Source organism: Pseudomonas sp. 09C 129 (assembly GCF_002843625.1).
In the GTDB taxonomy this organism is placed as follows: Bacteria; Pseudomonadota; Gammaproteobacteria; order Pseudomonadales; family Pseudomonadaceae; genus Aquipseudomonas; species Aquipseudomonas chlororaphis.
The window spans coordinates 1,697,161-1,721,723 of the sequence record NZ_CP025261.1 but is presented as its reverse complement, the minus strand read 5'-3'; the positions used below and the strand labels follow the sequence as shown (position 1 = coordinate 1,721,723).

Here is a 24,563-nt window from a genome sequence, read left to right as displayed (position 1 = left end):
GTTCAGAAGTCCGCGTCCCAATCCACCTTCATCTCGCCCGCTGCCAGGTCGACGGCCAACACGCATTGCTCGGTATAGGGCAACAGGCGTTCGCGATCATCCAGGCTGCCAGCGCAAGGCTTGACCACCATTACATCGTTCGAGCCGGTCTCCAGCAGGTGATCGATCTTCCCGAACAGTTGTCCGTGAGTGTCGATGACCTTGAGACCTTGCAGCTGGTACCAGTAGTACTCGCCGTCGGTCAGTTCAGGGAACAGGTTGCGCGGCACGCAGATCTCATAACCAGCCAGAAGACGCGCTTCTTCACGATCATCGAGACCTTTGAGCTTTGCGACCAGGAATTTTTCATTCCCGCGTCCGCTGACCAGCTCAACCTGTTTCACGCTACCTTCGCGCTTGAGCGTCCAGGTTTTGTAATCCAACAGGTTTTTAATCGGATCAGTAAAGGAATAAACCTTCACTTCGCCGCGAACGCCGTGAACAGAGTAGATTTTGCCGATAACGATCAAATCATCAGCAGGAGCAGGCGTCGCGTTCATAGGGTTCAGGCTGCAGCCTTAGCCGATTCCTTCAACAGCTGAGCAACGCGCTCAGACGGTTGTGCACCAACGCTCAGCCAGTAGGCTACGCGCTCTTGGTTCACGGACAGGCGGACTTCTTGACCACGAGCGATCGGGTTGAAGAAGCCAACTTGTTCTTTGTGCGAACCGTCGCGTGGGTTGCGGCTGTCGGTCACGGTCAAGTGGTAAAACGGGCGCTTTTTGGAGCCGCCAAGGGCAAGACGGATTGTTAGCATGTGAACATCGTTCCTGTAGTCGGTGCTGCAAATCTAAATGCACAGCGGGCATGGGTGCCCGAAAGGCCGCATATTCTAAGGAATATCCGGACTTTTGCAAATGACTTTTTCCGGCGCCTACCGGCTGCCATCCAGATTTGCTATAGGGCCGTTGGCAACAACGGCAAGTCAGCTCCCGCCAAGCGCGGGTTTGCTGGAGGTCCCGCGTCCCCGCGGGAAACGCCGGCATGGCTGCCGGCGTGGATTCTTCAGATCTTCGGCATGCCGCCGCCGGGCAACATTCCGCCCATGCCGCGCATCATTTTCGCCATCCCGCCCTTGGCGGAGAATTTCTTCATCATCTTCTGCATCTGCTTGTGCTGCTTGATCAAGCGACCGATGTCCTGCACCTGGGTGCCGGAACCCATGGCGATCCGACGCTTGCGCGAACCGCTGATCAGCTCAGGGTCGCGGCGCTCCGCCGGGGTCATGGAGTTGATGATGGCTTCCATCTGCTTGAACTGCTTCTCGGCCGCGCCCTGGGCATTGCCCATTTGCGCCAGGTTCACGCCACCGATATTCGGCAGCTTGTCCATCAGGCCACCGAGGCCGCCCATGTTCTTCATCTGTTGCAGCTGGTCGCGGAAGTCTTCGAGGTCGAAGCCTTTGCCTTTTTTCAGCTTTTTCGCCAGCTTGTCGGCTTTTTCCTTGTCGAGGGTCTGTTCGGCCTGCTCGATCAGGCTGAGCACGTCGCCCATGCCGAGGATGCGCGAAGCGATACGCTCAGGGTGGAACGGTTCGAGCGCTTCGCTCTTCTCGCCCATACCGATGAACTTGATCGGCTTGCCGGTGATCGCACGCACCGACAGCGCGGCACCGCCACGGGCATCGCCGTCGACCTTGGTCAGGATCACGCCGGTCAGCGGCAGTGCGTCGCCAAAGGCCTTGGCCGTGTTGGCGGCGTCCTGGCCGGTCATGGCGTCGACCACGAACAGGGTTTCCACCGGCTTGACCGCCGCGTGCAACGCTTGGATCTCGTCCATCATGTCGGCGTCGATGTGCAGACGACCGGCGGTGTCGACGATGACCACGTCAATGAACTTGAGCTTGGCTTCTTTAATAGCCGCTTCGGCGATCGCGACCGGCTTCTGGCTCAGGTCGGACGGGAAGAAGGTCACGCCAATGTCGTTGGCCAGGGTCTCGAGCTGCTTGATCGCCGCCGGACGGTAAACGTCGGCGGATACCACCATCACGCTCTTCTTCTTGCGCTCTTTAAGGAAGCGCGCGAGCTTGCCGGCGGTGGTGGTCTTACCGGCGCCCTGCAAACCGGCCATCAGCACGACGGCAGGCGGCACGGCGCTCAGGTTCAAATCTTCGTTGGCCGCGCCCATCAGGCTTTCGAGTTCGGCCTGGACGATCTTCACGAATGCCTGGCCCGGGGTCAGGCTGCGCGACACTTCAGTGCCGACCGCACGTTCCTTCACCGAGTTGACGAAGTCCTTGACCACCGGCAGGGCGACGTCGGCTTCGAGCAACGCCATGCGCACTTCACGCAGGGTGTCTTTAATGTTGTCCTCGGTCAGCTTGGCCTTGCCGGTGACATGGCGCAGCGTCTGCGAGAGACGGTCGGTTAGGTTTTCAAACATGCGCGATCCTTTCAGGCCCTAAGTAGACCGAGGTAATGGCGGCTCGGGGCCCCTATATAAAGAGGTGCTCCGTGGGCAGGTCGCGGATTATAGCGAAGACTGCGTGCGACGCACAGCCGCCGTCTGGTTGCACGGTCTTTCGTGTGATGGCGGTTCTATGCCAAACTCAACGACTTTCGGGCTTGCCTAACAGGATTTATGCTCCCCTTGTCACCCAGCTTGCTAACCACCCTCGCCGCCGCCTGTCTCTATGCCGCTGCGACCCTCTATCAAGGCACTCGTCTGGCTCAAGCCGCCAAGACGAACAAGCGCCTGCTGGTCTCGCTCGGCATCCTTGCCCTGCTCGCCCACAGCGCCAGCCTCCTGACCCACCTGATGACGCCCGTGGGCCTGGGCCTGGACTTCTTCAGCGCCGCCAGCCTGATCGCCGCCGCGGTGATTGCCCTGACCCTGCTGGCCTGCTCGCGCATTCCGGTGGAGAACCTGCTGGTCCTGCTGTTTCCGCTGGGGGCGCTGACCGTGCTGCTGGCGCAGTTCGTGCCCACCGGCACGGTGCCGGTGATCGACGAAGAGCCAGGCATCCTCGCCCATATCCTGCTGTCGATCCTCGCCTACGGCATGTTCACCATCGCCGTGTTCCAGGCCCTGTTGCTGCTGGTGCAGGACCACCAACTCAAGCACAAGCACCCGTCCGGGCTGATCAAGAACTTTCCGCCGCTGCAGACCATGGAAAGCCTGCTGTTCGGCTTCCTCTGGGCCGGCTGGACCCTGCTTTCGCTGTCGCTGATCTCCGGCTGGCTGTTCGTCGAGAACCTGTTCGCCCAGCACCTTGTGCACAAGACCCTGCTGGCCTGCCTGGCCTGGGTGGTGTTCAGCGTGCTGCTGTGGGGCCGCAACCGCCTCGGCTGGCGCGGACACAAGGCGATTCGCTGGACCCTGGCCGGCTTCTGCCTGCTGATGCTGGCGTACTTCGGCAGCAAGCTGGTCCGTGAATACATCCTGCATATCTGACGAGCGGCGATAATGGACAACCTGCCCACAGAGCCGATGCTCGTGGTCCTGGCCTTGCTGGTGCTGTGGTCGGGGCTGTTCACCGCCATCGAAGCCGCCCAGCAACACCTGCTGACCCTGCGCACCGCTTCGCGCTCCGGCGACAAACCGCTGGCGCGCCTGAGCTTCCCGCGCGACAGCCTGATTCTCTGCAACACCCTGTGTCGGGTGCTGGCGGTCATCATCAGTACCTTGCTGGCGCTCCTGCAGTGGGCGGAAAACGGCCCCTGGCTGGCCTGCCTGCTCGCCACCAGCGTGTTGCTGGTACTCGCCGACTACCTCCCGCGCACCCTGGCCACCCGTTATCCGGATGCGATCCTCAGCCTGGGCAATACCCTGCTGGGCGTGCCGCTGAAGATCATCTACCCGGCGGCCTGGCTGCTCCACAGCATCAGCCAGCTGTTGCTGCGCCCCTTCACCCGCAAGGCCGGCGCCGTCAAGCAGAGCGAAGACGAACAGGCTGTCGACCCGGACGACGCCGAAGAACATGCCAACGGCCGGCCGCACCCGGTGTCGGGCATCCATGCCCTGGACAACATCACCGTCAATGACATCCTGGTGCCGCGCAGCGAGGTCGACGGGATCAACCTCGACGACCCCATCGCCGACATCATCGAACAGCTGCGCCTATCCAAGCGCACCCGCCTGCCGGTGTTCCACAGCGATATCAACCAGGTCGAGGCGGTCCTCAACACCCGCCAGATCCGTCACCTGCTGCCGGATGCCAGCCTGACCCAGGAGGCGCTGCTGGCGGCCTGCCACGAACCTTACTTCGTGCCGGAAAGCACCCCGCTGCAGTTGCAACTGCTGAACTTCCACAAGCAGCAGCGCCGCCTGGGCATGGTGGTGGACGAGTACGGCGAAGTGCTGGGCATCGTCACCCTGGAAGACATCCTCGAAGAAATCGTCGGCGAATTCGAAAGCGAGCACAGCCTCGACAACCCACATATCCATCCCCAGGCCGACGGACGTTTCGTGATCGAAGGCGCGGCCTCGATTCGCGAGCTGAACAAGAGCCTGGGCTGGCACCTGCCCTGCGACGGCCCGAAAACCCTCAACGGCCTGGTCACCGAAGCGCTGGAGACTATCCCCGACAGCGCCGTTTGCCTGAAGATCGGCCGCTACCGCCTGGAAATCCTCGAAACCGAGGACAACCGGGTCAGTCGCGTGCTGATCTGGCACACCAAGCCGCTCACCGCGCCCGCCCTGTAGCCCTGTAGCCCTGTAGCCGCTGCCGAGCCCGCGAGGCTGCGATCGACCGCGAAGCGGTCGCAAACCCTGCATCCACCTTCTGCCTGACACACCGCGCAGGCAGACTTTGCGCCGGCTGCGCCGTCGAACGCAGGCTGCGCCAGCGGCTACAGGGCGGCAAGTCGCGCTTGTTTGATCGTTAGGGGCCTTCCTATAATCGATCCGCTTACCCAAGCCCCGCAGCACCCGCGTGCTACCCGCACCCAGCGGCTTCTGCCCTGCTCCGCCCGCTTCTGGCAGGCCTCGCTCCCACCCCGAGCCGCGCCCGCGCCAAACCCACATCCCTGGGTGTTCGACCATAATAATTCGCTCCCATGGAGCACATGACTGTCAGGGATAACCGCATGACGACCAGCACCACTTACAGCGCCTCCGTGCCTGCCCAGCCGACCAACTCCGCCAGCCGCGTGGCCACCGCCAGCTTTATCGGCACCGCCATCGAGTTCTACGACTTCTACGTGTACGCCACTGCCGCCGCGCTGGTGATCGGCCCGGTATTCTTTCCGCAGACGTCCGGCACCGCCCAGATGCTCTCGGCGTTCCTGACCTTCGGCATCGCTTTTCTCGCCCGCCCCCTGGGCTCGGCGCTGTTCGGCCACTTCGGCGACCGGATCGGCCGTAAGTCGACCCTGGTGGCATCGCTGCTGCTGATGGGCGTGTGTACCACGCTGATCGGCGTGCTGCCCGGCTATGACAGCATTGGCGCCTGGGCGCCGATCCTGCTGTGCCTGCTGCGCTTCGGCCAGGGCCTGGGGCTGGGCGGCGAATGGGGCGGCGCAGCGCTGCTCGCCACGGAAAATGCGCCCAAAGGCAAACGCGCCTGGTTCGGCATGTTCCCGCAGCTGGGACCGTCGATCGGTTTTCTGGCGGCCAACGGCCTGTTCCTGACCCTGGCCATGAGCCTGAGCGACGAACAGTTCCGCTCCTGGGGCTGGCGGATTCCGTTCCTGCTCAGCGCCGCCCTGGTGCTGGTCGGCCTGTATGTGCGCCTGAAACTGCATGAAACCCCGGTATTCGCCAACGCCATCGCCCGCCAGGAGCGGGTCAAGATGCCGCTGGTCGAGCTGTTCAGCCAGTACTGGCTGCCGGTGTTGCTGGGCGCTGCGGCGATGGTGGTGTGCTACGCGCTGTTTTACATCTCGACGGTGTTCTCGTTGAGCTACGGCGTCGCGACCCTCGGCTACAGCCGCGAAACCTTCCTCGGCCTGCTGTGCTTCGCGGTGCTGTTCATGGCCGCGGCCACGCCGCTGTCGGCCTGGGCCAGCGACCGCTATGGACGCAAGCCGGTGCTGATCATCGGCGGCCTGCTGGCGATTCTCTCCGGCTTCACCATGGAACCGCTGCTGACCCAGGGCTCGACCTGGGGCGTGGCGCTGTTCCTGTGCATCGAGCTGTTCCTGATGGGCGTGACCTTCGCTCCGATGGGCGCCCTGCTGCCCGAGCTGTTCCCGACCCACGTGCGTTATACCGGCGCATCGGCGGCCTATAACCTGGGCGGCATTGTCGGCGCCTCGGCGGCACCGTTCTTCGCCCAGAAGCTGGTGGCGATGGGGGGATTGAGTTGGGTTGGCGGCTATGTGTCGGCGGCAGCGGTACTCAGCCTGATCGCTGTGCTGTGCCTGAAGGAAACGCGCAATAACGACCTGAACCAGGTCGCCTGAAAAGAGTGCTTCGCGAGCAAGCTCGCTCCTACAGGTTCAGCGCAACCCTTGTAGGAGCGAGCGGGCGGCGATCCGACTTGCCCGCGATGTTTTTTACAGCTCGACAACGACCGCCTGGGAAGCGCGAGTCGCCTTGGCCCGCGCGGCCTCGATCGACTCGTCGCGCGCCAGGGCCACGCCCATGCGGCGCTGGCCGTTGACTTCGGGCTTGCCGAACAGGCGCAGGGCCGTATCCGGCTCGCTCAGGGCCGCGCCCAGGTTGGCGAAAGCGGTCTGGGTCGACTGGCCTTCCACCAGGATCACCGCCGAAGCCGACGGGCCGAACTGACGGATCAACGGGATCGGCAGGCCGAGAATCGCCCGCGCATGCAGGGCGAACTGCGACAGGTCCTGGGAAATCAGGGTCACCAGGCCGGTGTCATGGGGACGCGGCGACACTTCGCTGAACCAGACCTGGTCGCCCTTGACGAACAGCTCGACGCCGAACAGGCCACGGCCACCCAGGGCCTCGGTCACGGCCCTGGCCACACGCTCGGACTCGGCCAGGGCTTTCGGGCTCATGGCCTGAGGCTGCCAGGACTCCTGATAATCGCCCTTCTCCTGACGGTGGCCGACCGGCGCGCAGAAGGTGGTGCCGCCAACGTGGCGCACGGTCAGCAGAGTGATTTCGTAATCGAAATCGATGAAACCTTCGATGATCACCCGGCCCTTGCCGGCACGCCCGCCTTCCTGGGCGTAGTCCCAGGCCTTCTGCACGTCGTCGACGCTGCGCAGCAGGCTCTGGCCCTTGCCCGAGGAACTCATCACCGGCTTGACCACGCAGGGGAAGCCCAGGTCGTCCACCGCCTTGCGGTAGTCTTCGAAGGTATCGGCGAAGTGGTAAGGCGAGGTCGGCAGGTCCAGTTCTTCGGCGGCCAGGCGACGGATGCCTTCACGGTTCATGGTCAACTGGGCGGCCCGGGCGGTCGGGATCACGGTGAACCCTTCGGACTCCAGCTCCACCAGGGTGGCGGTGGCGATGGCTTCGATCTCCGGCACGATGAAGTGCGGCTTCTCCGCCTCGATCACTGCACGCAGCGCAGCGCCGTCGAGCATGTTGATCACATGGCTGCGATGGGCAACCTGCATCGCCGGCGCATTGGCGTAGCGATCCACGGCAATCACCTCAACGCCCAGGCGTTGCAGCTCGATCACCACTTCCTTGCCCAACTCACCACAGCCACACAGCAAAACGCGGGTCGCGGTTGGCGACAATGGAGTTCCGATACGGGTCATCTGAAAGTCCTCAAAAAGGAGCGGATCATCGAGGGTCGCGCACCAGGCGGGCGGCCCATGGGGAAGAAAGCGCGGCATTTTACATGAACCGCGGGCTTTGGCCTCAGCTGGCGCACGCCGCCTTGCGCAAACGCCAGGCCATGGCCAGCCAGACCACGGTCACGCCGGCGAACTTCGACCCCAGCGCCGTGAGGATCACGCCCGGGGTCAAGGCGTCGATCAGTCCGAAAAAGATAAAGGTGTCCAGGGGAATGCTCAACGCCGAACTTATCCACAGGCGGTCGTGCAGTGGGCGCTTGGTGATGCTGAACACCAGCCAGTCGATGCACTCGGAGACCGCGAACGCCGTGGCGCTGGCCAGGGCGATGGCCGGGTCGGAGGTCACGTAGGACAGCACCAGCGCCACCAGCATGGCGACGAGCGCGCCATGGCCGAAGCGGGTCTGCACCATGTCCCGCAGGACGAACACCAGCCCGCCCCAGGCCGACCAGATGATGTCCAGGTGCGGAGCGGTAGAAAAAGCGTAGTTGATCAGTACGACACTGCCGATATAGGCGATCAGGAAGAGCATGGGGCGAAAAGTACCTGTCAGTAAGGCGCACAGGGTACTTCAGGCGGGTGGGATGGGCCAGACGGGAGCTGGCCCGAGATAGCCGTCTAGCCGGACTGGGTGCCGATCATCCACAGCACCCCGCTGGACTTGGCGCGCTCATGACACAGCGCCAGCACCTCACGGCGCTCGGCGTTGTCCATGCGGCTCCAGCGGGTGATCTCGCTCACCGTGCGCTGGCAACCGGTGCAGATATCGTCATCGTCCAGCGCGCAAATGCTCACGCAGGGCGAACGGACGGGTTTTTCGGGTTCGGTCATTGTTCTTGCTCGGCCAGATCGCGGGCGTAACGCTGGGAATTATGCACATAGTGCGCGGCGCTGGCTTCGAGCATCTTCTTCTGCTGCTCGGTCAGTTCACGGACCACCTTGCCCGGCGAGCCCATCACCAGCGAACCGTCGGGGATCTCCTTGCCTTCGCCGATCAGCGAGTTGGCGCCGATGATGCAGTTCTTGCCGATCTTCGCGCCGTTGAGAATCACCGCATTGATGCCGATCAGGCTGTAGTCGCCGACGGTGCAGCCATGCAGCATGGCGTTGTGGCCAATGGTCACGCCGGTGCCGATGGTCAGCGGAAAGCCCATGTCGGTATGCATCACCGTGCCATCCTGCACGTTGCTGTTCCTGCCGATCAGGATCAGCTCGTTGTCGCCACGCAGCACCGCGTTGAACCAGACGTTGGCCCCCTCCTCCAGCTTGACCTTGCCCACCAGCGTGGCATTGGGTGCGACCCAGCTTTGCGGGTGGGTTTCGACACGGGCGTCGCCCAGGCGGTATTTCATATTGTTGTCCTCAAGGCCAGGCAGGTTCATATACACAGTGGGGTTCAGGCCATACGAGCGATGGCTTCAAATATTGATAAAGCTTTTGGGCGGCTGGTGCAGGCTGATCTGGGCGTCATACAGCAGGTTGATCAGCTCGACGATCATGATCGCCGTCAGGCCCCAGATCTTGTACTCGCCGAAGCGGTAGCTCGGCACGTACCAGCTGCGGCCCTGATAATCGATGCGGTGGGTGTGCTCGCGCGGGTCCTGGCGGAAAAACTCCAGCGGCACGCTGAACACCGCGGCGATCTCGGCGTCATTGGCCAGGTATTCGACGTAATCGGGAATCACCCCGACATAGGGCGTGACCTTGATCCCGTGCAGGGAAATCAGCGGGCTCAGGGGGCCGATCACTTCCACCAGCCCCGGGGGCAGGCCGATTTCCTCTTCGGCTTCGCGCAGGGCGGTAAAAACCAGGTCGGGGTCTTCCGGGTCGCGGCGGCCGCCGGGGAAGGCCACTTCGCCGCCGTGGGTGGACAATCCTTTGGCGCGCAGGGTCAGCACCAGCTCGGGCTCGTCACTGCGGGTAATGGGCACCAGTACGGCGGCCTCGGGGAAACGTCGATCCGTCTCCAGCGGTCGCGGCGTATGGTTGCTTACCCGGTGCAGTAGCTCGTCCAGCATGAGTCTTCTCGATCTGTCGACTACCTTGCATCATGCACCAAACAAACCGACCGCCCAAGCCCCGATCCACGCCATGTCGCGTAACGACAACTTGCCGACAAAGCCCCGTGCACGCCAAGATAGGCGCAGCCTTTTCGGATACCCAGCATGAAATTCTGCAGCCAGTGCGGTCACCCGGTCACCCAGCGCATTCCCGAAGGCGATTCACGCCTGCGTTTTGTCTGCGACAACTGCCAGACCATCCATTACCAGAACCCGAACATAGTCGCCGGCTGCCTGCCTACCTGGGGTACCCAGGTGCTGCTGTGCCGACGCGCGATCGAGCCGCGTCGTGGCTACTGGACGCTGCCGGCCGGTTTCATGGAGAACGGCGAGACCGTCGAACAGGCGGCGATTCGCGAGACGTTCGAGGAGGCCTGCGCCCGGGTCCGCAACCTGAGCATCTATACCCTGATCGACGTCCCGCACATCAGCCAGGTGCATGTCTTCTTCCGCGCCGAGCTGGCGGACCTGGATTTCGCCGCTGGCGCAGAGAGCCTGGAAGTTCGGCTTTTCGAAGAAGCCGACATTCCCTGGTCCGAGCTGGCTTTTCGCACGGTCGGGCGTACCTTAGAATGTTTCTTCGCTGACCGGCGGAACGAGGACTACCCCGTGCGTTCCGAGTCCATTCCGCCCCTGGCTCAGCCTGCCCTCACTTAAACAACAAAACGTACGCGGCACCTGTGTACTCTTAGGGATATCGTTTCATGCGCTGGTTGCTCGCTCTTTTCTGCTACTCGGTTATCGCGGTCTCCCACGCCTCCGCGACGGATACCCTGAACGGCAAGGTCATCGAGAAAGTCCTGGTCCTCAAGTCGGCCCATCAGTTGCAACTGATCAACGACGGCAAACCCATCAAGACCTACCGCATTTCCCTGGGTAAACGACCCAAGGGGCCAAAGCTCATGGAAGGCGACAAGCGCACTCCGGAAGGCTTCTACTGGCTGGACTGGCGCAAGACCAGCGACCGCTTCAACCTGGCCATGCATATCTCCTACCCGAACATCAGCGATTCCGCCCGCTCGCGCCGCGAGGGCGTGGAGCCCGGCGGCATGATCATGATCCACGGTACCCCGGACAGCGAAGACTACCCCGAGCAGTACTTCCATACCCTGGACTGGACCGACGGCTGCATCGCCATGCGCAACGTCGACATGCGCGAAGTCTGGGGCCTGGTCCCGGACGGCACGATGATCGAAATCCGCCCCTGATTCCTCGCTGAAACGCCGCTAAAACACCTCCGTTACAAAAAAAATCGCAGGCCGCGCCGGCTTCGAAAGGTGAATACCAATTCCCGTTCGAAAAACCGCCGCCCCTGCGATTTTCGCATTCACGGCCAGACCGCCCTAATACCACTTTCCCAAACCATCCCCGCCAACGCCCATAAAGCGCCTGTTTTCGTGCGTCATCGTCACACTACTGGCGTTGACATGGTATTTAAGTGGTATTAGTTTTTGCCACATTACCGGGCGACAACAAACCAATAACGCATCGGAATCTCGACAGATGAACCACATCCTGGCCCTGCGCCCTGACGATACCCAGCCGACCCCGCTGTACCTGCAACTGGCGCGCAACCTTGAAGCCGCGATCCATGCCGGACAGTGGAAAGCCGAACAGGCCCTGCCCTCGGAACGCAACCTGAGCGAGATGCTCAATATCTCCCGCGTCACCGCGCGCAAGGCCCTGGAAGTGCTGTTCGAACAAGGCCTGATCCGCCGCAGCCAGGGCTCCGGCACCTTCATTACCCCGCGCCTGGAACAACCGCTGTCGCGGCTGTCGGGCTTCAGCGAAATGCTCCGCCTCAAGGGCTTCGTGCCCGGTTCCCAATGGCTGGAGCGGGAAATCACCACGCCGACCCACGAAGAACTGATCCGCCTCGGCCTGTCGCCGAACGACAAGGTGGCGCGCCTCAAGCGCCTGCGCAAAGCCGACGACACGGTGATGGCGATCGAAATGAGCACCCTGCCGGCCACGATCATTGCCCAGCCGGATGCCGTGGGCGACTCGCTCTACGCCTACCTCGATGGCATCGGCCGCCCGGTGGTCCGTGCCCTGCAGCACATCCAGGCGATCAACGCCAGCGCCGAGTTCGCCGCCCTGGTGGGCATCGCCCCCGGCACCGCGATGCTGCTGATGACCCGTGTCGGCTACCTCGAGGACAACACCCCGATCGAAGTCACCGACACCTATTGCCGCAACGACTACTACGACTTCGTCGCCGAGCTGCGTCGCTGAGCCTGGCCGCCGAGTCGCCAAGAATCCGTCCCAGAGAGCTGCCCATGTCCGAACACAACATCCTCACCCCACAAGGCTGGATTCGCGGCCGCCTGAACCACCGGGACGGCAAGGTCACCGGCATCGAAGGCAGCCCCTGCGACCCGGCGGACAACGACCTGCCCTACCTGCTGCCGGGCTTCATCGACCTGCATGTGCACGGCGGCGGAGGCAAGGACATCATGGAAGGCGCCCCGGCGTTCGAGACCATCACCCGCACCCACGTGCGTTTTGGCACCACCTCGCTGCTGGCCACCACCATGACCGCACCGACCGAGGAGATCACCCGGGTCCTGGGCGCCATGGGCGAATACTGCGAACAGCGCCCCAGCGGCAGCGCCCGGGTACTCGGTGTGCATCTGGAGGGCCCGTACATCAACCCGGGCAAGCTCGGTGCCCAGCCCAATTTCGCCCACACCGCACTGATGGCCGAAGTCGAGGCGTACCTGCGCCTGGCGCCGATCCGGGTGATCACCATCGCCCCGGAAATCGCCGGCCATGACGCGTTGATCCGCGCCCTCAGCGCCCGCGGTATCCGCATGCAGATCGGCCACACCCTGGGCAGCTATGAGGAAGGCGTGGCCGCACTCGACGCCGGGGCCACCAGCTTCACCCACCTGTACAACGCCATGAGCCCGCTGCATCACCGCGAGCCGGGCATAGTCGGCGCCGCCCTGGCCCACGCCCAGTACGCGGAACTGATCCCCGACCTGCTGCACGTGCACCCCGGCGCCATGCGCGTGGCCTTGCGCTCGATCCCCTGCCTGTACTGCGTCACCGACTCCACCGCGGCAGCCGGCATGCCGGACGGCGAATACAAGCTCGGCAGCCACACCGTGACCAAATGCCTGGGCGGCGTGCGTCTGCCGGACGGCACCCTGGCCGGCAGCACCCTGACCATGGACCAGGCCTTGCGCAACCTGGTGAAGATCGGCCTGCCCCTGGCCGAGGCTTCGCAACGCTTGTCACAGTTTCCCGCCGATTATCTCGGCCTGGCCGAACGCGGGCGCTTGCAGGTCGGCAGCTGGGCCGACTGCGTGTGCCTGGACCGCTCACTCACACTGACCGCCGTGATGGTCGAAGGAGAAGACATTGACTTCAAAAATGCTTGAAGAGGCGCTGTCCGCCGCCGCGGCCGTCGAAGGCCAGTTGCAGCACCTGGACCCGCAACTGATCGAGGTGGCCGGGCGCCTGAACCGCCAGCCGCCGCAAGTGGTGATGACCGTCGCCCGCGGCAGCTCCGACCATGCCGCCAGCTACTTCGCCTACCTGACCATGCAGCAGCTGGGCTTCCCGGTCGCGTCCCTGCCGATGTCGGTGGTGACCATGCAACAGGCGCCGCTGCGGGTCAGCGGCCAGGCGGCATTCGCCTTTTCCCAGTCCGGGCAGAGCCCCGACCTGGTCAACAGCATGCGCCTGCTGCGCAAACGCGGGGCCTTGAGCGTGGCCATGGTCAACGCCCAGGACACCCCGCTGGAAGCCGCCAGCGAGTTCTGCCTGCCGCTGCACGCCGGCGCCGAACGCAGCGTGGCGGCAACCAAGAGCTTTATCGCCACCCTCAGCGCCAGCGCCCGCCTGATCGCCCACTGGAAACTGGACGCGCAGTTGCTGGAAGCCGGCCTCGCCCTGCCCCAGGGGCTGCGCGAAGCCGCGACCCAGAACTGGAGCCCGGCCGTCGAGGCCTTGCGCGATAGCCAACGGTTGATGGTGATCGGCCGTGGCGCCGGTTTCGCCATCGCCCAGGAAGCGGCGCTGAAACTCAAGGAAACCTCGGCGATCCAGGCCGAAGCCTTCAGCAGCGCGGAAGTTCGCCACGGCCCGATGGCGCTGATCGGCGACAACTACCCGCTGCTGGTGTTCGCCCCACGGGGAGCGGAGCAGGCCGGCCTGATCAGCCTTGCCGCCGACATGCGCCAGCGTGGCGCCCGGGTGCTGCTGGCGGCGCCGGACGACATCGTCGAACGCGACCTGACCCTGGGCCGGGCCGAACACCCGGCCCTCGATCCGATCCTGGCGATCCAGAGTTTCTACGGCATGGCCGCAAGCCTTGCCGAGGCCCGGGGCATGGACCCGGACCAGCCACGGCACCTGAGCAAAGTGACCCGCACCCACTGAGCCTTTCCTTCAACGGATGAGTACTGCGCCATGCACAACAACAATAAAGACCTGACGCTCGGCGCTCCCTTGAGCGGCCCGGTGCTCACCCTCGCCAGGGTGCCCGACCTGGTGTTTTCCAGCGGCGCCATGGGCGACGGGATCGCCATCGACCCGCTGAACAACACCCTGCACGCCCCCTGCGCCGGCGTGGTGGTGCATGCCGCCCGCACCGGCCACGCGGTGACCCTGCGCGCCGACAATGGCGCGGAACTACTGCTGCACCTGGGACTGGACACGGTCCAGCTGCAAGGCGAGGGTTTCTCCATGCTGGTGCAGGAAGGCGCCCGGGTCAGCAGCGGCCAGGCCCTGCTGCGCTTCGATCTCGACCAGGTCGCACGCAACAGCAAAAGCCTGATCAGCCTGATGATCCTGACCAACGGCGAACACTTCCAGACCCTGCCCATCACCCTGAAATCGGTGAAAGTCGGCGAACCGCTGCTGCACATCGTGCCGCGCGCGGCCAATACGGCCCAGGCGGAAGCGGGTGACTCCTCGACCGACGAGGTGGAAGGCCAGACCCGGGTCAATCATCGCGGCGGCCTGCATGCCCGGCCGGCCGCGCTGATCCGCCAGACCGCCCAGGGCTTCAGCAGCAAGGCGCACCTGCATTTCAACGGCAAGTCGGCGTCCTGCGACAGCCTGGTCAGCCTGATGGGGCTGGGGGTCGGCGAGCAGGACGAGGTGCGGGTCAGTTGCCAGGGCAAGGACTGCAAGGCCGCCCTGCTGGCGCTGCTGGACGCCCTCGCCACCCCGCTGGCCGAAGACGGCCATGCCGCGGCGCCAGCGGTGAAGGCCGTCGCGCCCCAGCACCCCGCCGAAGCCGGGGTGATCCAGGGGGTCTGCGCCGCCCCCGGGCTGGTCTGCGGGCCGCTGTTTCACCTGACCGCCATGACCCTGCCCAAAGACAGCGGCGATCACCCGCCCCAGGAACAACTGCAGGCGCTGGACCTGGCCCTAGACAAGGTTCGTAGCGACATCCGCGGCACCCTCGACCATGCCCGGCAGCGCAAGGACAATCAGGAAGAAGCGATCTTCGCCGCCCATCTGGCCCTGCTCGAAGACCCGGCGCTGCTGGACGCCGCCCGCCAGAGCATCGGCCAGGGACGCGCCGCCACCCACGCCTGGAGCGACGCCATCGGCGAACAGTGCGAGATCCTGCTGCAACTGGGCAATGCCCTGCTCGCCGAACGCGCCAACGACCTGCGCGACCTGCAACAGCGGGTCCTGCGCGCCCTGCTCGGCGAGGCCTGGCATTACCAGTTGCCGGCCGGCGCCATAGTCGCGGCCCACGAGCTGACCCCGTCCGATCTGCTGCAACTGAGCGAGCAAGGCGCTGCCGGCCTGTGCATGGCGGCCGGCGGCGCCACCTCCCACGTGGCGATCCTGGCACGCGGCAAGGGCCTGCCCTGCCTGGTGGCCCTGGGCTCGGAGCTGCTCGATGTGCCGCAAGGCCAGCAAGTGGTGCTGAATGCCGACCACGGTCGCCTGGAACTGACGCCGGACAGCGCGCGTATCGAACAGGTCCGGCAGAGCCATCTGCTCCGCCAGCAGCGGCGCGAGCAACAACAGCAACAGGCCCAGCTGCCGGCCAGGACCCTCGACGGCCAGGCGATCGAGGTCGCCGCCAATGTCGCCTCCAGCCAGGAAGCCCAGGACGCCCATGCCAACGGTGCCGATGGCGTCGGCCTGCTGCGTACCGAGTTTCTGTTTGTCGACCGGCATACCGCCCCCGACGAACAGGAGCAGCGTCTGGCTTATCAGGCCGTGCTCGACGCCATGGGCGACAAGTCGGTGATCATCCGTACCATAGACGTGGGCGGCGACAAGCAACTGGACTACCTGCCGCTGCCGGTGGAAGCCAACCCGGTGCTGGGCCTGCGCGGCATTCGCCTGGCCCAGGCCCGCCCGGAACTGCTCGACCAGCAACTGCGGGCCCTGCTGCAGGTCAACCCGCTGCAACGCTGCCGCATCCTGCTGCCGATGGTCAGCGAGCTCGACGAACTGCTGCATATCCGCGAACGCATCGATTGCCTGTGCGCCGAGCTGGGGATCAGCCAGCGCCCGGAGCTGGGGGTGATGATCGAAGTCCCGGCCGCCGCCCTGCTCGCCGAGCAACTGGCCGAATACGCCGACTTCCTCTCCATCGGCACCAACGATCTGTCGCAATACACCCTGGCCATGGACCGTGACCATGCCGGCCTGGCCGCGCGGGTCGATGCGTTGCACCCGGCGCTGCTGCGGCTGATCGCCCAGACCTGCACCGGCGCGGCCAGGCATGGGCGCTGGGTCGGCGTGTGCGGTGCACTGGCCTCCGACCCGCTGGCGACGCCGGTGCTGATCGGCCTGGGGGTCAGCGAGCTGTCGGTGAGCCCACCGCAAGTGGGCGAAATCAAGGAGCGGGTCCGCCAACTGGACGCTGCGCAATGCCGACGCCTCAGCCATGAGCTGCTGAACCTGAGCAGTGCCTCGGCGGTGCGTCATGCCTGCCACCAACACTGGCCCCTGAGCTGAATAACAAGAACACCGGGAGACACGCCATGTACCAATTATTCATCGAAGGCCTGCAGCGCCTGGGCCGCGCCCTGATGCTGCCGATCGCGATCCTGCCGATCGCCGGCCTGCTGCTGCGCCTGGGCGACACCGACCTGCTGAACATCGCGATCATCCACGATGCCGGCCAGACCATCTTCGCCAACCTGGCGCTGATCTTCGCCATCGGCATCGCCGTGGGCTTCGCCAAGGACAACAACGGCACCGCCGGCCTGGCCGGGGCCATCGGCTACCTGGTGATGGTGGCGACCCTCAAGGTGCTCGATGCCAGCATCAACATGGGCATGCTCGCCGGGATCATCAGCGGCCTGCTGGCCGGTGCCCTGTACAACCGCTTCAAGGACATCAAGCTGCCGGAATACCTGGCGTTCTTCGGCGGGCGGCGCTTCGTGCCGATCGTCACCGGTTTCAGCGCCGTCGGCCTGGGGGTGGTGTTCGGCCTGATCTGGCCGCCGATCCAGCACGGCATCAACAGCTTCGGCCAGTTGCTGATGGAAAGCGGCAGCCTCGGCGCCTTCGTTTTCGGCGTGTTCAACCGCCTGCTGATCATCACCGGCCTGCACCACATCCTGAACAACATGGCCTGGTTCATTTTCGGCAGTTTCACCGACCCGGCCACCGGCGCCGTGGTCACCGGCGACCTGACTCGCTACTTCGCCGGCGACCCCAAGGGTGGCCAGTTCATGACCGGCATGTTCCCGATGATGCTGTTCGGCCTGCCGGCGGCGTGCCTGGCCATGTACCGCAATGCGCTGCCGGAGCGGCGCAAGGTGATGGGCGGGATTTTCCTGTCGATGGCCCTGACCTCGTTCCTCACCGGGGTCACCGAGCCGATCGAATTCGCCTTCATGTTCCTCGCCCCCATGCTGTACCTGGTGCATGCCCTGCTGACCGGCCTGTCCATGGCCCTGACCAACCTGCTGAACATCCACCTGGGCTTCACCTTTTCCGGCGGCGCCATCGACATGGCCCTTGGCTGGGGCCGCTCCACCAACGGCTGGCTGGTGTTCCCGGTGGGCCTGCTGTACGCGGTGATCTACTACCTGGTGTTCGACTTCTGCATCAAACGCTTCAACCTGAAAACCCCGGGCCGCGAAGACACCCCGGGCAGCGAAAAAGCCGCCATGACCAACAATCAGCGCGCCGGTGCCTATATCCAGGCCCTGGGCGGAGCGGACAACCTGATAACCGTCGGCGCCTGCACCACCCGCCTGCGCCTGGAACTGGCCGACCGCAGCAAAGCATCGGACAGCGACCTCAAGGCCCTTGGCGCCATGGCCGTGGTGCGTCCCGGCAAGGGCGGCAGCCTGCAGGTGGTGGTCGGCCCGCTGGCCGACAGCATCGCCGATGAAATCCGCCTGGCCATGCCCAGCGGCGGCAAGCCACTGGAACAGCCTGGCCCTGCCGCCGCCTTCGAAGCACCGCCAGCGGTGAGCATTGCGCCCCAGGAAGCCGTGAAATGGCTGGACGCCTTCGGTGGCAGCGACAATGTGCTGCAACTGGACTGCGTGGCCATGACCCGCCTGCGGGTGCAACTGGGCGACAACAAGGCGCTGTCGGAATGCCAGCTGAAGAACCTCGGCTGCCAGGGTTCCAGCCAGCTCGACGATGGTGTCTGGCACCTGCTGATCGGGGAAAAGGCCGCGAGCCTGAGCCAAGCCCTGGATAGCCTGATCAACCGCAGCGAGGTCAGCGCCAAGGTCTGACCCTCTCCTGCCGGAGAGCAGGCACAAAAAAGCCCGCTGACCGTTACCGGTTCAGCGGGCTTTTTCATGGGCGGGACCTTAGAAGTCTTCCAGACGCCAGACTTCATAAGCCGGTGTCTCGTAGGGATGGCTCTGCTTGAGGGCCATCACCACGCTATGGATCAACTCGTCGGCCACCACCAGCTCGACTTTCCATTCCTGCACCTGCTCGACCAGGCCGGTCTGCCCGAGAAACGGCTGGCTACCGTCCAACGGGCGAAACTGGCCCTGGCCCAGCACCTGCCACGCGCACTGGTCGTAAGCGCCGATCCGTCCGCCACCGGCGGCGAATACGGCGTTCTTGACCACATCCACGTGGCTGGGCGGGACGAAAAAGCTGAGCTTGTACACGGGCCTTAGTTCACCCACACGCGAGCGTTACGGAACATGCGCATCCACGCCGCATCTTCGTTCCACTCTTCCGGACGCCAGGAGTTCTGCACGGCACGGAATACCCGCTCAGGGTGCGGCATCATGATGGTGACGCGGCCGTCGCGGCTGGTCAGGCCGGTAATCCCGCGCGGCGAGCCGTTCGGGTTGGCCGGGTAGCTTTCGGTGACCTTGCCGTGGTTGTCGACGAAACGCAGGGCCACGCAACCGGACAGGTCGGCTTCAAGCAGCGCTTCTGCGCTTTCGAATTCCGCATGGCCTTCGCCGTGGGCGATGGCGATCGGCATACGCGAACCGGCCATGCCCTGCAGGAAGATCGAGTTCGACTCCTGGACCTGGACCATCGCCACACGGGCCTCGAACTGCTCGGACCGGTTGCGCACGAAGTGCGGCCAGAACTCGCTGCCCGGGATCAGCTCGTGCAGGTTGGACATCATCTGGCAACCGTTGCACACGCCGAGGGTGAAGGTGTCGCTGCGCTCGAAGAAGCCCTGGAAGGCGTCGCGGGCACGGCTGTTGAACAGTGCCGACTTGGCCCAGCCCTCGCCGGCGCCGAGTACGTCGCCGTAGGAGAAGCCGCCGCAGGCGACCATGCCCTTGAAGTCGTTCAGGTCGACGCGACCGGCGAGGATGTCGCTCATGTGCACGTCGATCGCGTTGAAGCCGGCACGGTCGAACGCCGCGGCCATTTCCACCTGGCCGTTGACGCCCTGCTCGCGCAGCACGGCAACCTGGGGACGCACGCCTTTCTTGATGTAAGGCGCGGCGATGTCCTGGTTGACGTCGAAGCTCAGCTTGACGCTCAGGCCCGGGTTGTCTTCTTCCAGCAGGACGTCGAATTCCTGCTCGGCACAGTCGGCGTTGTCCCGCAGGCGCTGGATCTGGTAGCTGGTTTCAGCCCACTGGCGCTGCAACAGGCGACGCTCGCCGGCGAAGATATTCTCGCCGTTGAAGGTGATGTTGATATGGCCGTTGTTGACCGGCTGGCCGATCACCGCCACGCAGTCGCCCAGGCCGGCGGCGCTGAACTGCGCCAGCACATCCGGGGTCGCGTCCTGGCGCACCTGGATCACCGCACCCAGTTCTTCGTTGAACAGGATGGCGGCGATCTCGGCCGAGCTCTCGGCCAGGGCGTCGAGGTTCAGGTTCAGGCCGCAGTGACCGGCGAAGGCCATTTCCACCACGCTGGTCAGCAGGCCACCGTCGGAACGGTCGTGGTAAGCCAGCAGGTGACCGTCGGCGTTGAGGCCCTGGATCACCGCGAAGAAGGCTTTCAGGTCTTCGGCGTCATCGACGTCCGGGGCCTGCTTGCCGAGCTTGCCGTGCACCTGGGCGAGGATCGAGGCGCCCATGCGGTTCTGGCCACGACCGAGGTCGATCAGGACCAGGTCGGTGGTGCCCTTGTCCATGCGCAGTTGCGGGGTCAGGGTCTGGCGGATGTCCGCCACAGGCGCGAAACCGGTCACGATCAGCGACATCGGCGAGGTCACGGTTTTTTCTTCGCCGTTGTCGTTCCAGCGCGTGGCCATGGACATCGAGTCCTTGCCCACTGGAATGGTGATGCCCAGCTCAGGGCACAGTTCCATGCCGACCGCTTTCACGGTGTCGTACAGCCGTGCGTCTTCGCCCGGGTGGCCGGCGGCGGACATCCAGTTCGCCGACAGCTTGATGTCGGAGATCTTGTTGATGCGCGACGCGGCAATGTTGGTCAGGGTTTCGCCGATGGCCATGCGGCCCGACGCCGGGGCGTCCAGCAGCGCCAGCGGAGTACGCTCGCCCATGGCCATGGCTTCACCGGTGTAGACGTCGAAACTGGTGGCGGTGACGGCCACGTCGGCCACCGGAACCTGCCATGGGCCGACCATTTGGTCACGGGCCACCAGGCCGGTGATGGTGCGGTCGCCGATGGTGATCAAGAAGCTTTTGCTCGCGACGGCCGGGTGATGCAGGACGCGCTCGATGCTTTCGCCGATGTCGAGGTTCGACGGGGCGAAATCGTCGCCCAGCTCGGCTTCACGAACCACCGAACGGTGCATGCGCGGCGCCTTGCCCAGCAGCACTTCCAGTGGCATGTCCACCGGGCTGTTGCCGAAGTGGCTGTCCGTGACCGTCAGATGCGGTTCGGCGGTGGCTTCACCGACGACGGCAAACGGGCAACGCTCACGTTCGCAGATGGCCTGGAAGCGCTCGAAGTCGGCCGGGCCGACGGCCAGAACGTAGCGTTCCTGGGATTCGTTGCTCCAGATTTCATGCGGGGCCATGCCCGGCTCGTCGTTTGGAATGTTGCGCAGTTCGAAACGGCCACCGCGGTCGCCGTCGTTGACCAGTTCCGGGAAGGCGTTGGACAGACCGCCCGCGCCGACGTCGTGGATGAAGCTGATCGGGTTCTTGTCGCCCAGCTGCCAGCAACGGTCGATGACTTCCTGGCAACGACGCTCCATTTCCGGGTTTTCACGCTGAACGGAAGCGAAGTCCAGATCCGCCGAGCTGGTGCCGGTGGCCATGGAGGAAGCGGCGCCGCCACCCAGGCCGATGAGCATCGCCGGGCCACCGAGGACGATCAGCTTGGAGCCGACGACGATCTCGCCTTTCTTGACGTGCTCTTCGCGAATGTTGCCCATGCCGCCGGCCAGCATGATCGGCTTGTGGTAACCGCGCACTTCATCACCGTGCGGGGTGGCGATCGACTGTTCGAAGGTACGGAAGTAGCCGGTCAGGGCCGGACGACCGAATTCGTTGTTGAACGCGGCGCCGCCCAGCGGGCCTTCGATCATGATGTCCAGCGCGGTGACAATGCGCTCAGGCTTGCCGTACGGCACTTCCCACGGCTGTTCGAAGCCCGGGATCTGCAGGTTGGATACGGTGAAACCGGTCAGGCCGGCCTTTGGCTTGGCGCCACGCCCGGTTGCACCTTCATCGCGGATCTCGCCACCGGAACCGGTGGATGCGCCCGGGAACGGGGCGATGGCGGTCGGGTGGTTGTGAGTCTCGACCTTCATCAGGATGTGCACCGGCTCCTGCACCGCGCCGTACTGGCGGGTTTCAGGGTTCGGGAAGAAACGGCCGGCGACATTGCCGACGATCACCGAGGCGTTGTCCTTGTAAGCCGACAGCACACCTTCGTTGTGCATCTGATAGGTGTTCTTGATCATGCCGAACAGGCTTTTTTCCTGGCTCTGGCCGTCGATGTCCCAACTGGCGTTGAAGATCTTGTGACGGCAGTGCTCGGAGTTGGCCTGGGCGAACATCATCAGTTCGATGTCATGCGGGTTGCGCTTGAGGCCCTGGAAGGCGTTGACCAGGTAATCGATTTCGTCTTCGGCCAGGGCCAGGCCCAGTTCGGTGTTGGCCTGTTCCAGCGCGGCGCGGCCACCACCGAGGATATCGATGGCGGTCAGCGGCTTCGGCGTGGCATGGCTGAACAGGCCGGCAGCCTGCTCCAGGTTGCCCAGCACGATCTGGGTCATGCGGTCGTGCAGAGTGTCGGCGATCAACTGCGCTTGCGCGTCGCTGAATTCACCGGCCACATAGAAGGCAATGCCGCGCTCCAGGCGCTGGATCTTACTCAGGCCACAGTTGCGGGCGATATCGCTGGCCTTGCTCGACCATGGCGAGATGGTGCCGAAACGCGGCAGCACCAGGAACAGACGACCGGTAGGTTCTTGCACCGGTACGCTTGGGCCGTACTTCAGAAGGCGCGCAAGCACCTGCTGTTCGTCGCCGGTCAGGACGCCGGTAACTTCGGCGAAGTGAGCGAATTCAGCATACAGGCCACTGACAGCTGGAACCTTCTGGCTCAGTTGCTCAAGGAGTTTGCTGTGGCGAAAGGCAGAAAGGGCAGGAGCGCCGCGCAGGATCAACATCTTCGGGACAGCCTCGGGAAGGGGGTGTGCTTTGAGGCCGTGCATTCTAGCCTAAACCGCCCGCGACGGCACCCGAAACGGCACGCCCGAGCGCGGCCAGACGTCGGCCTGCGCGTAGCACCCTGTGACAAAGGCTCGTCAGGACCATTCAGCAGGGTTATTTCACCCCTCTCCACGGGCCCCGAAGGCCCATTCCCTAGGGCTCTGGCCGGGGGCTGGAACCTCTAGCAGACAAGCCCTTCGCTGTCGAGATATGGCGGTTGTTGTCCTTTGCGTATACTGCGCAGATGTTTTCCCCTATGGCTTTACGTCCGCGCTGTGCCCGATGGCTCATCGCAACCGGACTCTTCCTGATGCTCAGTGCCTGCGTTGAGAAACCCAGCACGCTCGAGCGAGTAAAGGAGGATGGCGTGCTGCGGGTGGTCACCCGTAACAGCCCGGCCACCTACTTTCAGGATCGCAACGGTGAAACCGGCTTCGAATACGAGCTGGTGAAACGTTTCGCCGACGACCTGGGGGTGACGCTGAAGATCGAAACCGCGGACAACCTCGACGACCTCTTCGACCAGCTGGGTAAACCTAACGGCCCGGTGCTGGCTGCTGCCGGTCTGGTCAGCAGCGAGAAACGCAAGCAGCAAGTCCGGTTTTCCCACACTTATCTGGAAGTCACCCCGCAGATCATCTACCGCAACGGCCAGTCCCGCCCCACCGATGCGGGCGACCTGGTCGGCAAGAAGATCATGGTGCTCAAGGGCAGCACCCACGCCGAGCAACTGGCCGCACTCAAGCTGAAATACCCCGGCATTCAATACGAAGAGTCCGACGAGGTTGAAGTGGTCGACCTGCTGCGCATGGTCGACGAGGGGCAGATCGACCTGACCCTGGTGGATTCCAACGAAGTGGCGATGAACCAGGTGTATTTCGCCAATATCCGCGTGGCCTTCGACCTTGGCGATGCCAGCAACCAGAGCTGGGCCGTGGCCGCCGGCGAAGACAACAGCCTGCTCAACGAAATCAACGCCTTCCTCGACAAGGTGCAGAAGAATGGCACCCTGCAGCGCCTGAAGGACCGTTATTACGGGCATGTGGACGTCCTGGGTTATGTCGGCGCCTACACCTTTGCCCAGCACCTGCAGCAGCGCCTGCCCAAATACGAGAAGCACTTCAAGGCCTCGGCCAAGGAAGAAAAGGTCGACTGGCGCCTGCTGGCGGCCATCGGCTACCAGGAATCCTTGTGGCAACCGAGCGTCACCTCCAAGACCGGCGTGCGCGGCCTGATGATGCTGACCCAGAACACCGCCCAGGCCATGGGCGTGTCCAACCGCCTGGACGCCAAGCAAAGCATCCAGGGCGGCGCCAAGTACCTGGCGTACATGAAGGATCAGCTGGACGACAAGATCGAAGAGCCGGACCGCACCTGGTTCGCCCTCGCCGCCTATAACGTCGGCAGCGGCCACCTGGACGACGCCCGCAAGCTGGCGCAAAAGGAAGGGCTGAACCCGAACAAGTGGCTAGACGTAAAGAAGATGCTGCCGCGTCTCTCGCAGAAGCAGTGGTACAGCAAGACCCGCTATGGCTACGCGCGGGGCGGCGAGCCGGTGCATTTCGTTGCCAACATCCGTCGCTACTACGACATCCTGACCTGGGTCACGCAGCCGCAGCTGGAAGGCGACCAGGTGGCCGAGGGCAACCTGCACGTGCCGGGCGTGGACAAGACCAGGCCGACCCAGGAAACCCCGCCGCTTTAAACCCTCTGCGTAGAAAGCCGCTGCCGACGATTGCGACAAGTCCACAGGACTTGAACAACCGTAAAATCGCCACGACCGT

At 64.2% G+C, this 24,563-nt stretch carries 21 protein-coding genes; 11 read left to right on the top strand and 10 right to left on the bottom strand.

The features are described 5' to 3' along the window. Positions 1-2 precede the first annotated feature (2 nt). From rimM to ffh, 3 genes are all read right to left on the bottom strand, one after another. Positions 3-539 carry a ribosome maturation factor RimM gene (gene rimM / locus CXQ81_RS07875; protein ID WP_007927679.1) on the bottom strand — a complete coding sequence of 179 codons (537 nt, stop codon included), beginning with the start codon at positions 537-539 and terminating at the stop codon, positions 3-5. Positions 540-544: 5 nt separating this feature from the next. Beyond that, complete coding sequence (gene rpsP / locus CXQ81_RS07870) at positions 545-796, bottom strand: 30S ribosomal protein S16 (protein ID WP_007927680.1); 252 nt, start codon at positions 794-796, stop codon at positions 545-547. A 248-nt stretch (positions 797-1,044) separates the two neighbouring features. Beyond that, the gene (ffh, locus tag CXQ81_RS07865; RefSeq protein WP_007927681.1) at positions 1,045-2,421 is read right to left on the bottom strand and encodes a signal recognition particle protein; all 1,377 of its coding nucleotides are present in this window, start codon (positions 2,419-2,421) and stop codon (positions 1,045-1,047) included. A 198-nt stretch (positions 2,422-2,619) separates the two neighbouring features. On the opposite strand from ffh, the gene CXQ81_RS07860 reads away from it, so the two are divergent. The 3 genes from CXQ81_RS07860 (at position 2,620) to CXQ81_RS07850 (ending at position 6,383) form a co-directional block, all read left to right on the top strand. Beyond that, positions 2,620-3,432, top strand: a complete 813-nt coding sequence (locus CXQ81_RS07860) for an inner membrane protein YpjD (RefSeq protein WP_007927682.1) — start codon at positions 2,620-2,622, stop codon at positions 3,430-3,432. 12 nt (positions 3,433-3,444) lie between these two features. Beyond that, positions 3,445-4,683, top strand: a complete 1,239-nt coding sequence (locus CXQ81_RS07855) for a transporter associated domain-containing protein (RefSeq protein ID WP_101336922.1) — start codon at positions 3,445-3,447, stop codon at positions 4,681-4,683. A gap of 383 nt (positions 4,684-5,066) precedes the next feature. Next, positions 5,067-6,383 carry an MFS transporter gene (locus CXQ81_RS07850; RefSeq protein WP_101336921.1) on the top strand — a complete coding sequence of 439 codons (1,317 nt, stop codon included), beginning with the start codon at positions 5,067-5,069 and terminating at the stop codon, positions 6,381-6,383. A 93-nt stretch (positions 6,384-6,476) separates the two neighbouring features. Here CXQ81_RS07850 and purT read toward each other — a convergent pair whose 3' ends face one another. From purT to CXQ81_RS07825, 5 genes are all read right to left on the bottom strand, one after another. Next, on the bottom strand, positions 6,477-7,658 hold the full coding sequence (gene purT / locus CXQ81_RS07845) for a formate-dependent phosphoribosylglycinamide formyltransferase (RefSeq protein WP_101336920.1): 1,182 nt from the start codon (positions 7,656-7,658) through the stop codon (positions 6,477-6,479). Positions 7,659-7,761: 103 nt separating this feature from the next. Continuing rightward, positions 7,762-8,229, bottom strand: a complete 468-nt coding sequence (locus CXQ81_RS07840) for a VUT family protein (RefSeq protein ID WP_053259746.1) — start codon at positions 8,227-8,229, stop codon at positions 7,762-7,764. An 86-nt stretch (positions 8,230-8,315) separates the two neighbouring features. Further along, the gene (locus CXQ81_RS07835; RefSeq protein ID WP_007927703.1) at positions 8,316-8,528 is read right to left on the bottom strand and encodes a DUF1289 domain-containing protein; all 213 of its coding nucleotides are present in this window, start codon (positions 8,526-8,528) and stop codon (positions 8,316-8,318) included. Continuing rightward, positions 8,525-9,049: a gamma carbonic anhydrase family protein gene (locus tag CXQ81_RS07830; RefSeq protein WP_007927713.1), complete on the bottom strand. Its 525-nt coding sequence runs from the start codon at positions 9,047-9,049 to the stop codon at positions 8,525-8,527. Before CXQ81_RS07830 ends, CXQ81_RS07835 begins: the two co-directional genes overlap by 4 nt. Positions 9,050-9,115: 66 nt before the next feature. Continuing rightward, the gene (locus CXQ81_RS07825) at positions 9,116-9,715 is read right to left on the bottom strand and encodes a CoA pyrophosphatase (protein WP_007927715.1); all 600 of its coding nucleotides are present in this window, start codon (positions 9,713-9,715) and stop codon (positions 9,116-9,118) included. A gap of 147 nt (positions 9,716-9,862) precedes the next feature. Here CXQ81_RS07825 and CXQ81_RS07820 point away from each other — a divergent pair, with 147 nt between their 5' ends. From CXQ81_RS07820 to nagE, 7 genes are all read left to right on the top strand, one after another. Continuing rightward, positions 9,863-10,414 carry an NUDIX hydrolase gene (locus CXQ81_RS07820; RefSeq protein WP_007927716.1) on the top strand — a complete coding sequence of 184 codons (552 nt, stop codon included), beginning with the start codon at positions 9,863-9,865 and terminating at the stop codon, positions 10,412-10,414. Positions 10,415-10,461: 47 nt separating this feature from the next. Continuing rightward, positions 10,462-10,965 carry a murein L,D-transpeptidase family protein gene (locus CXQ81_RS07815; protein WP_007927719.1) on the top strand — a complete coding sequence of 168 codons (504 nt, stop codon included), beginning with the start codon at positions 10,462-10,464 and terminating at the stop codon, positions 10,963-10,965. A 295-nt stretch (positions 10,966-11,260) separates the two neighbouring features. Beyond that, positions 11,261-11,992, top strand: coding sequence for a GntR family transcriptional regulator (locus tag CXQ81_RS07810; protein WP_009042314.1), 732 nt, complete (start codon positions 11,261-11,263; stop codon positions 11,990-11,992). A 44-nt stretch (positions 11,993-12,036) separates the two neighbouring features. Then, complete coding sequence (nagA, locus tag CXQ81_RS07805) at positions 12,037-13,143, top strand: N-acetylglucosamine-6-phosphate deacetylase (protein WP_087091336.1); 1,107 nt, start codon at positions 12,037-12,039, stop codon at positions 13,141-13,143. After that, positions 13,124-14,146, top strand: coding sequence for an SIS domain-containing protein (locus CXQ81_RS07800; RefSeq protein ID WP_101336919.1), 1,023 nt, complete (start codon positions 13,124-13,126; stop codon positions 14,144-14,146). Before nagA ends, CXQ81_RS07800 begins: the two co-directional genes overlap by 20 nt. Positions 14,147-14,176: 30 nt before the next feature. Then, positions 14,177-16,699: a phosphoenolpyruvate--protein phosphotransferase gene (gene ptsP, locus CXQ81_RS07795; RefSeq protein WP_101336918.1), complete on the top strand. Its 2,523-nt coding sequence runs from the start codon at positions 14,177-14,179 to the stop codon at positions 16,697-16,699. Positions 16,700-16,725: 26 nt separating this feature from the next. Then, complete coding sequence (gene nagE, locus CXQ81_RS07790; protein WP_101336917.1) at positions 16,726-18,444, top strand: N-acetylglucosamine-specific PTS transporter subunit IIBC; 1,719 nt, start codon at positions 16,726-16,728, stop codon at positions 18,442-18,444. Between the two features lie 78 nt (positions 18,445-18,522). Here the strand turns inward: nagE and CXQ81_RS07785 are convergent, their stop codons facing one another. Together CXQ81_RS07785 and purL are read right to left on the bottom strand one after the other, a co-directional pair. After that, complete coding sequence (locus CXQ81_RS07785; RefSeq protein WP_101336916.1) at positions 18,523-18,834, bottom strand: YqfO family protein; 312 nt, start codon at positions 18,832-18,834, stop codon at positions 18,523-18,525. Between the two features lie 5 nt (positions 18,835-18,839). Then, complete coding sequence (gene purL, locus CXQ81_RS07780; protein ID WP_101336915.1) at positions 18,840-22,736, bottom strand: phosphoribosylformylglycinamidine synthase; 3,897 nt, start codon at positions 22,734-22,736, stop codon at positions 18,840-18,842. Between the two features lie 287 nt (positions 22,737-23,023). Between purL and mltF the strand changes: the two genes are divergently transcribed. Further along, positions 23,024-24,484 carry a membrane-bound lytic murein transglycosylase MltF gene (gene mltF / locus CXQ81_RS07775; RefSeq protein WP_101336914.1) on the top strand — a complete coding sequence of 487 codons (1,461 nt, stop codon included), beginning with the start codon at positions 23,024-23,026 and terminating at the stop codon, positions 24,482-24,484. Positions 24,485-24,563 lie beyond the last annotated feature (79 nt).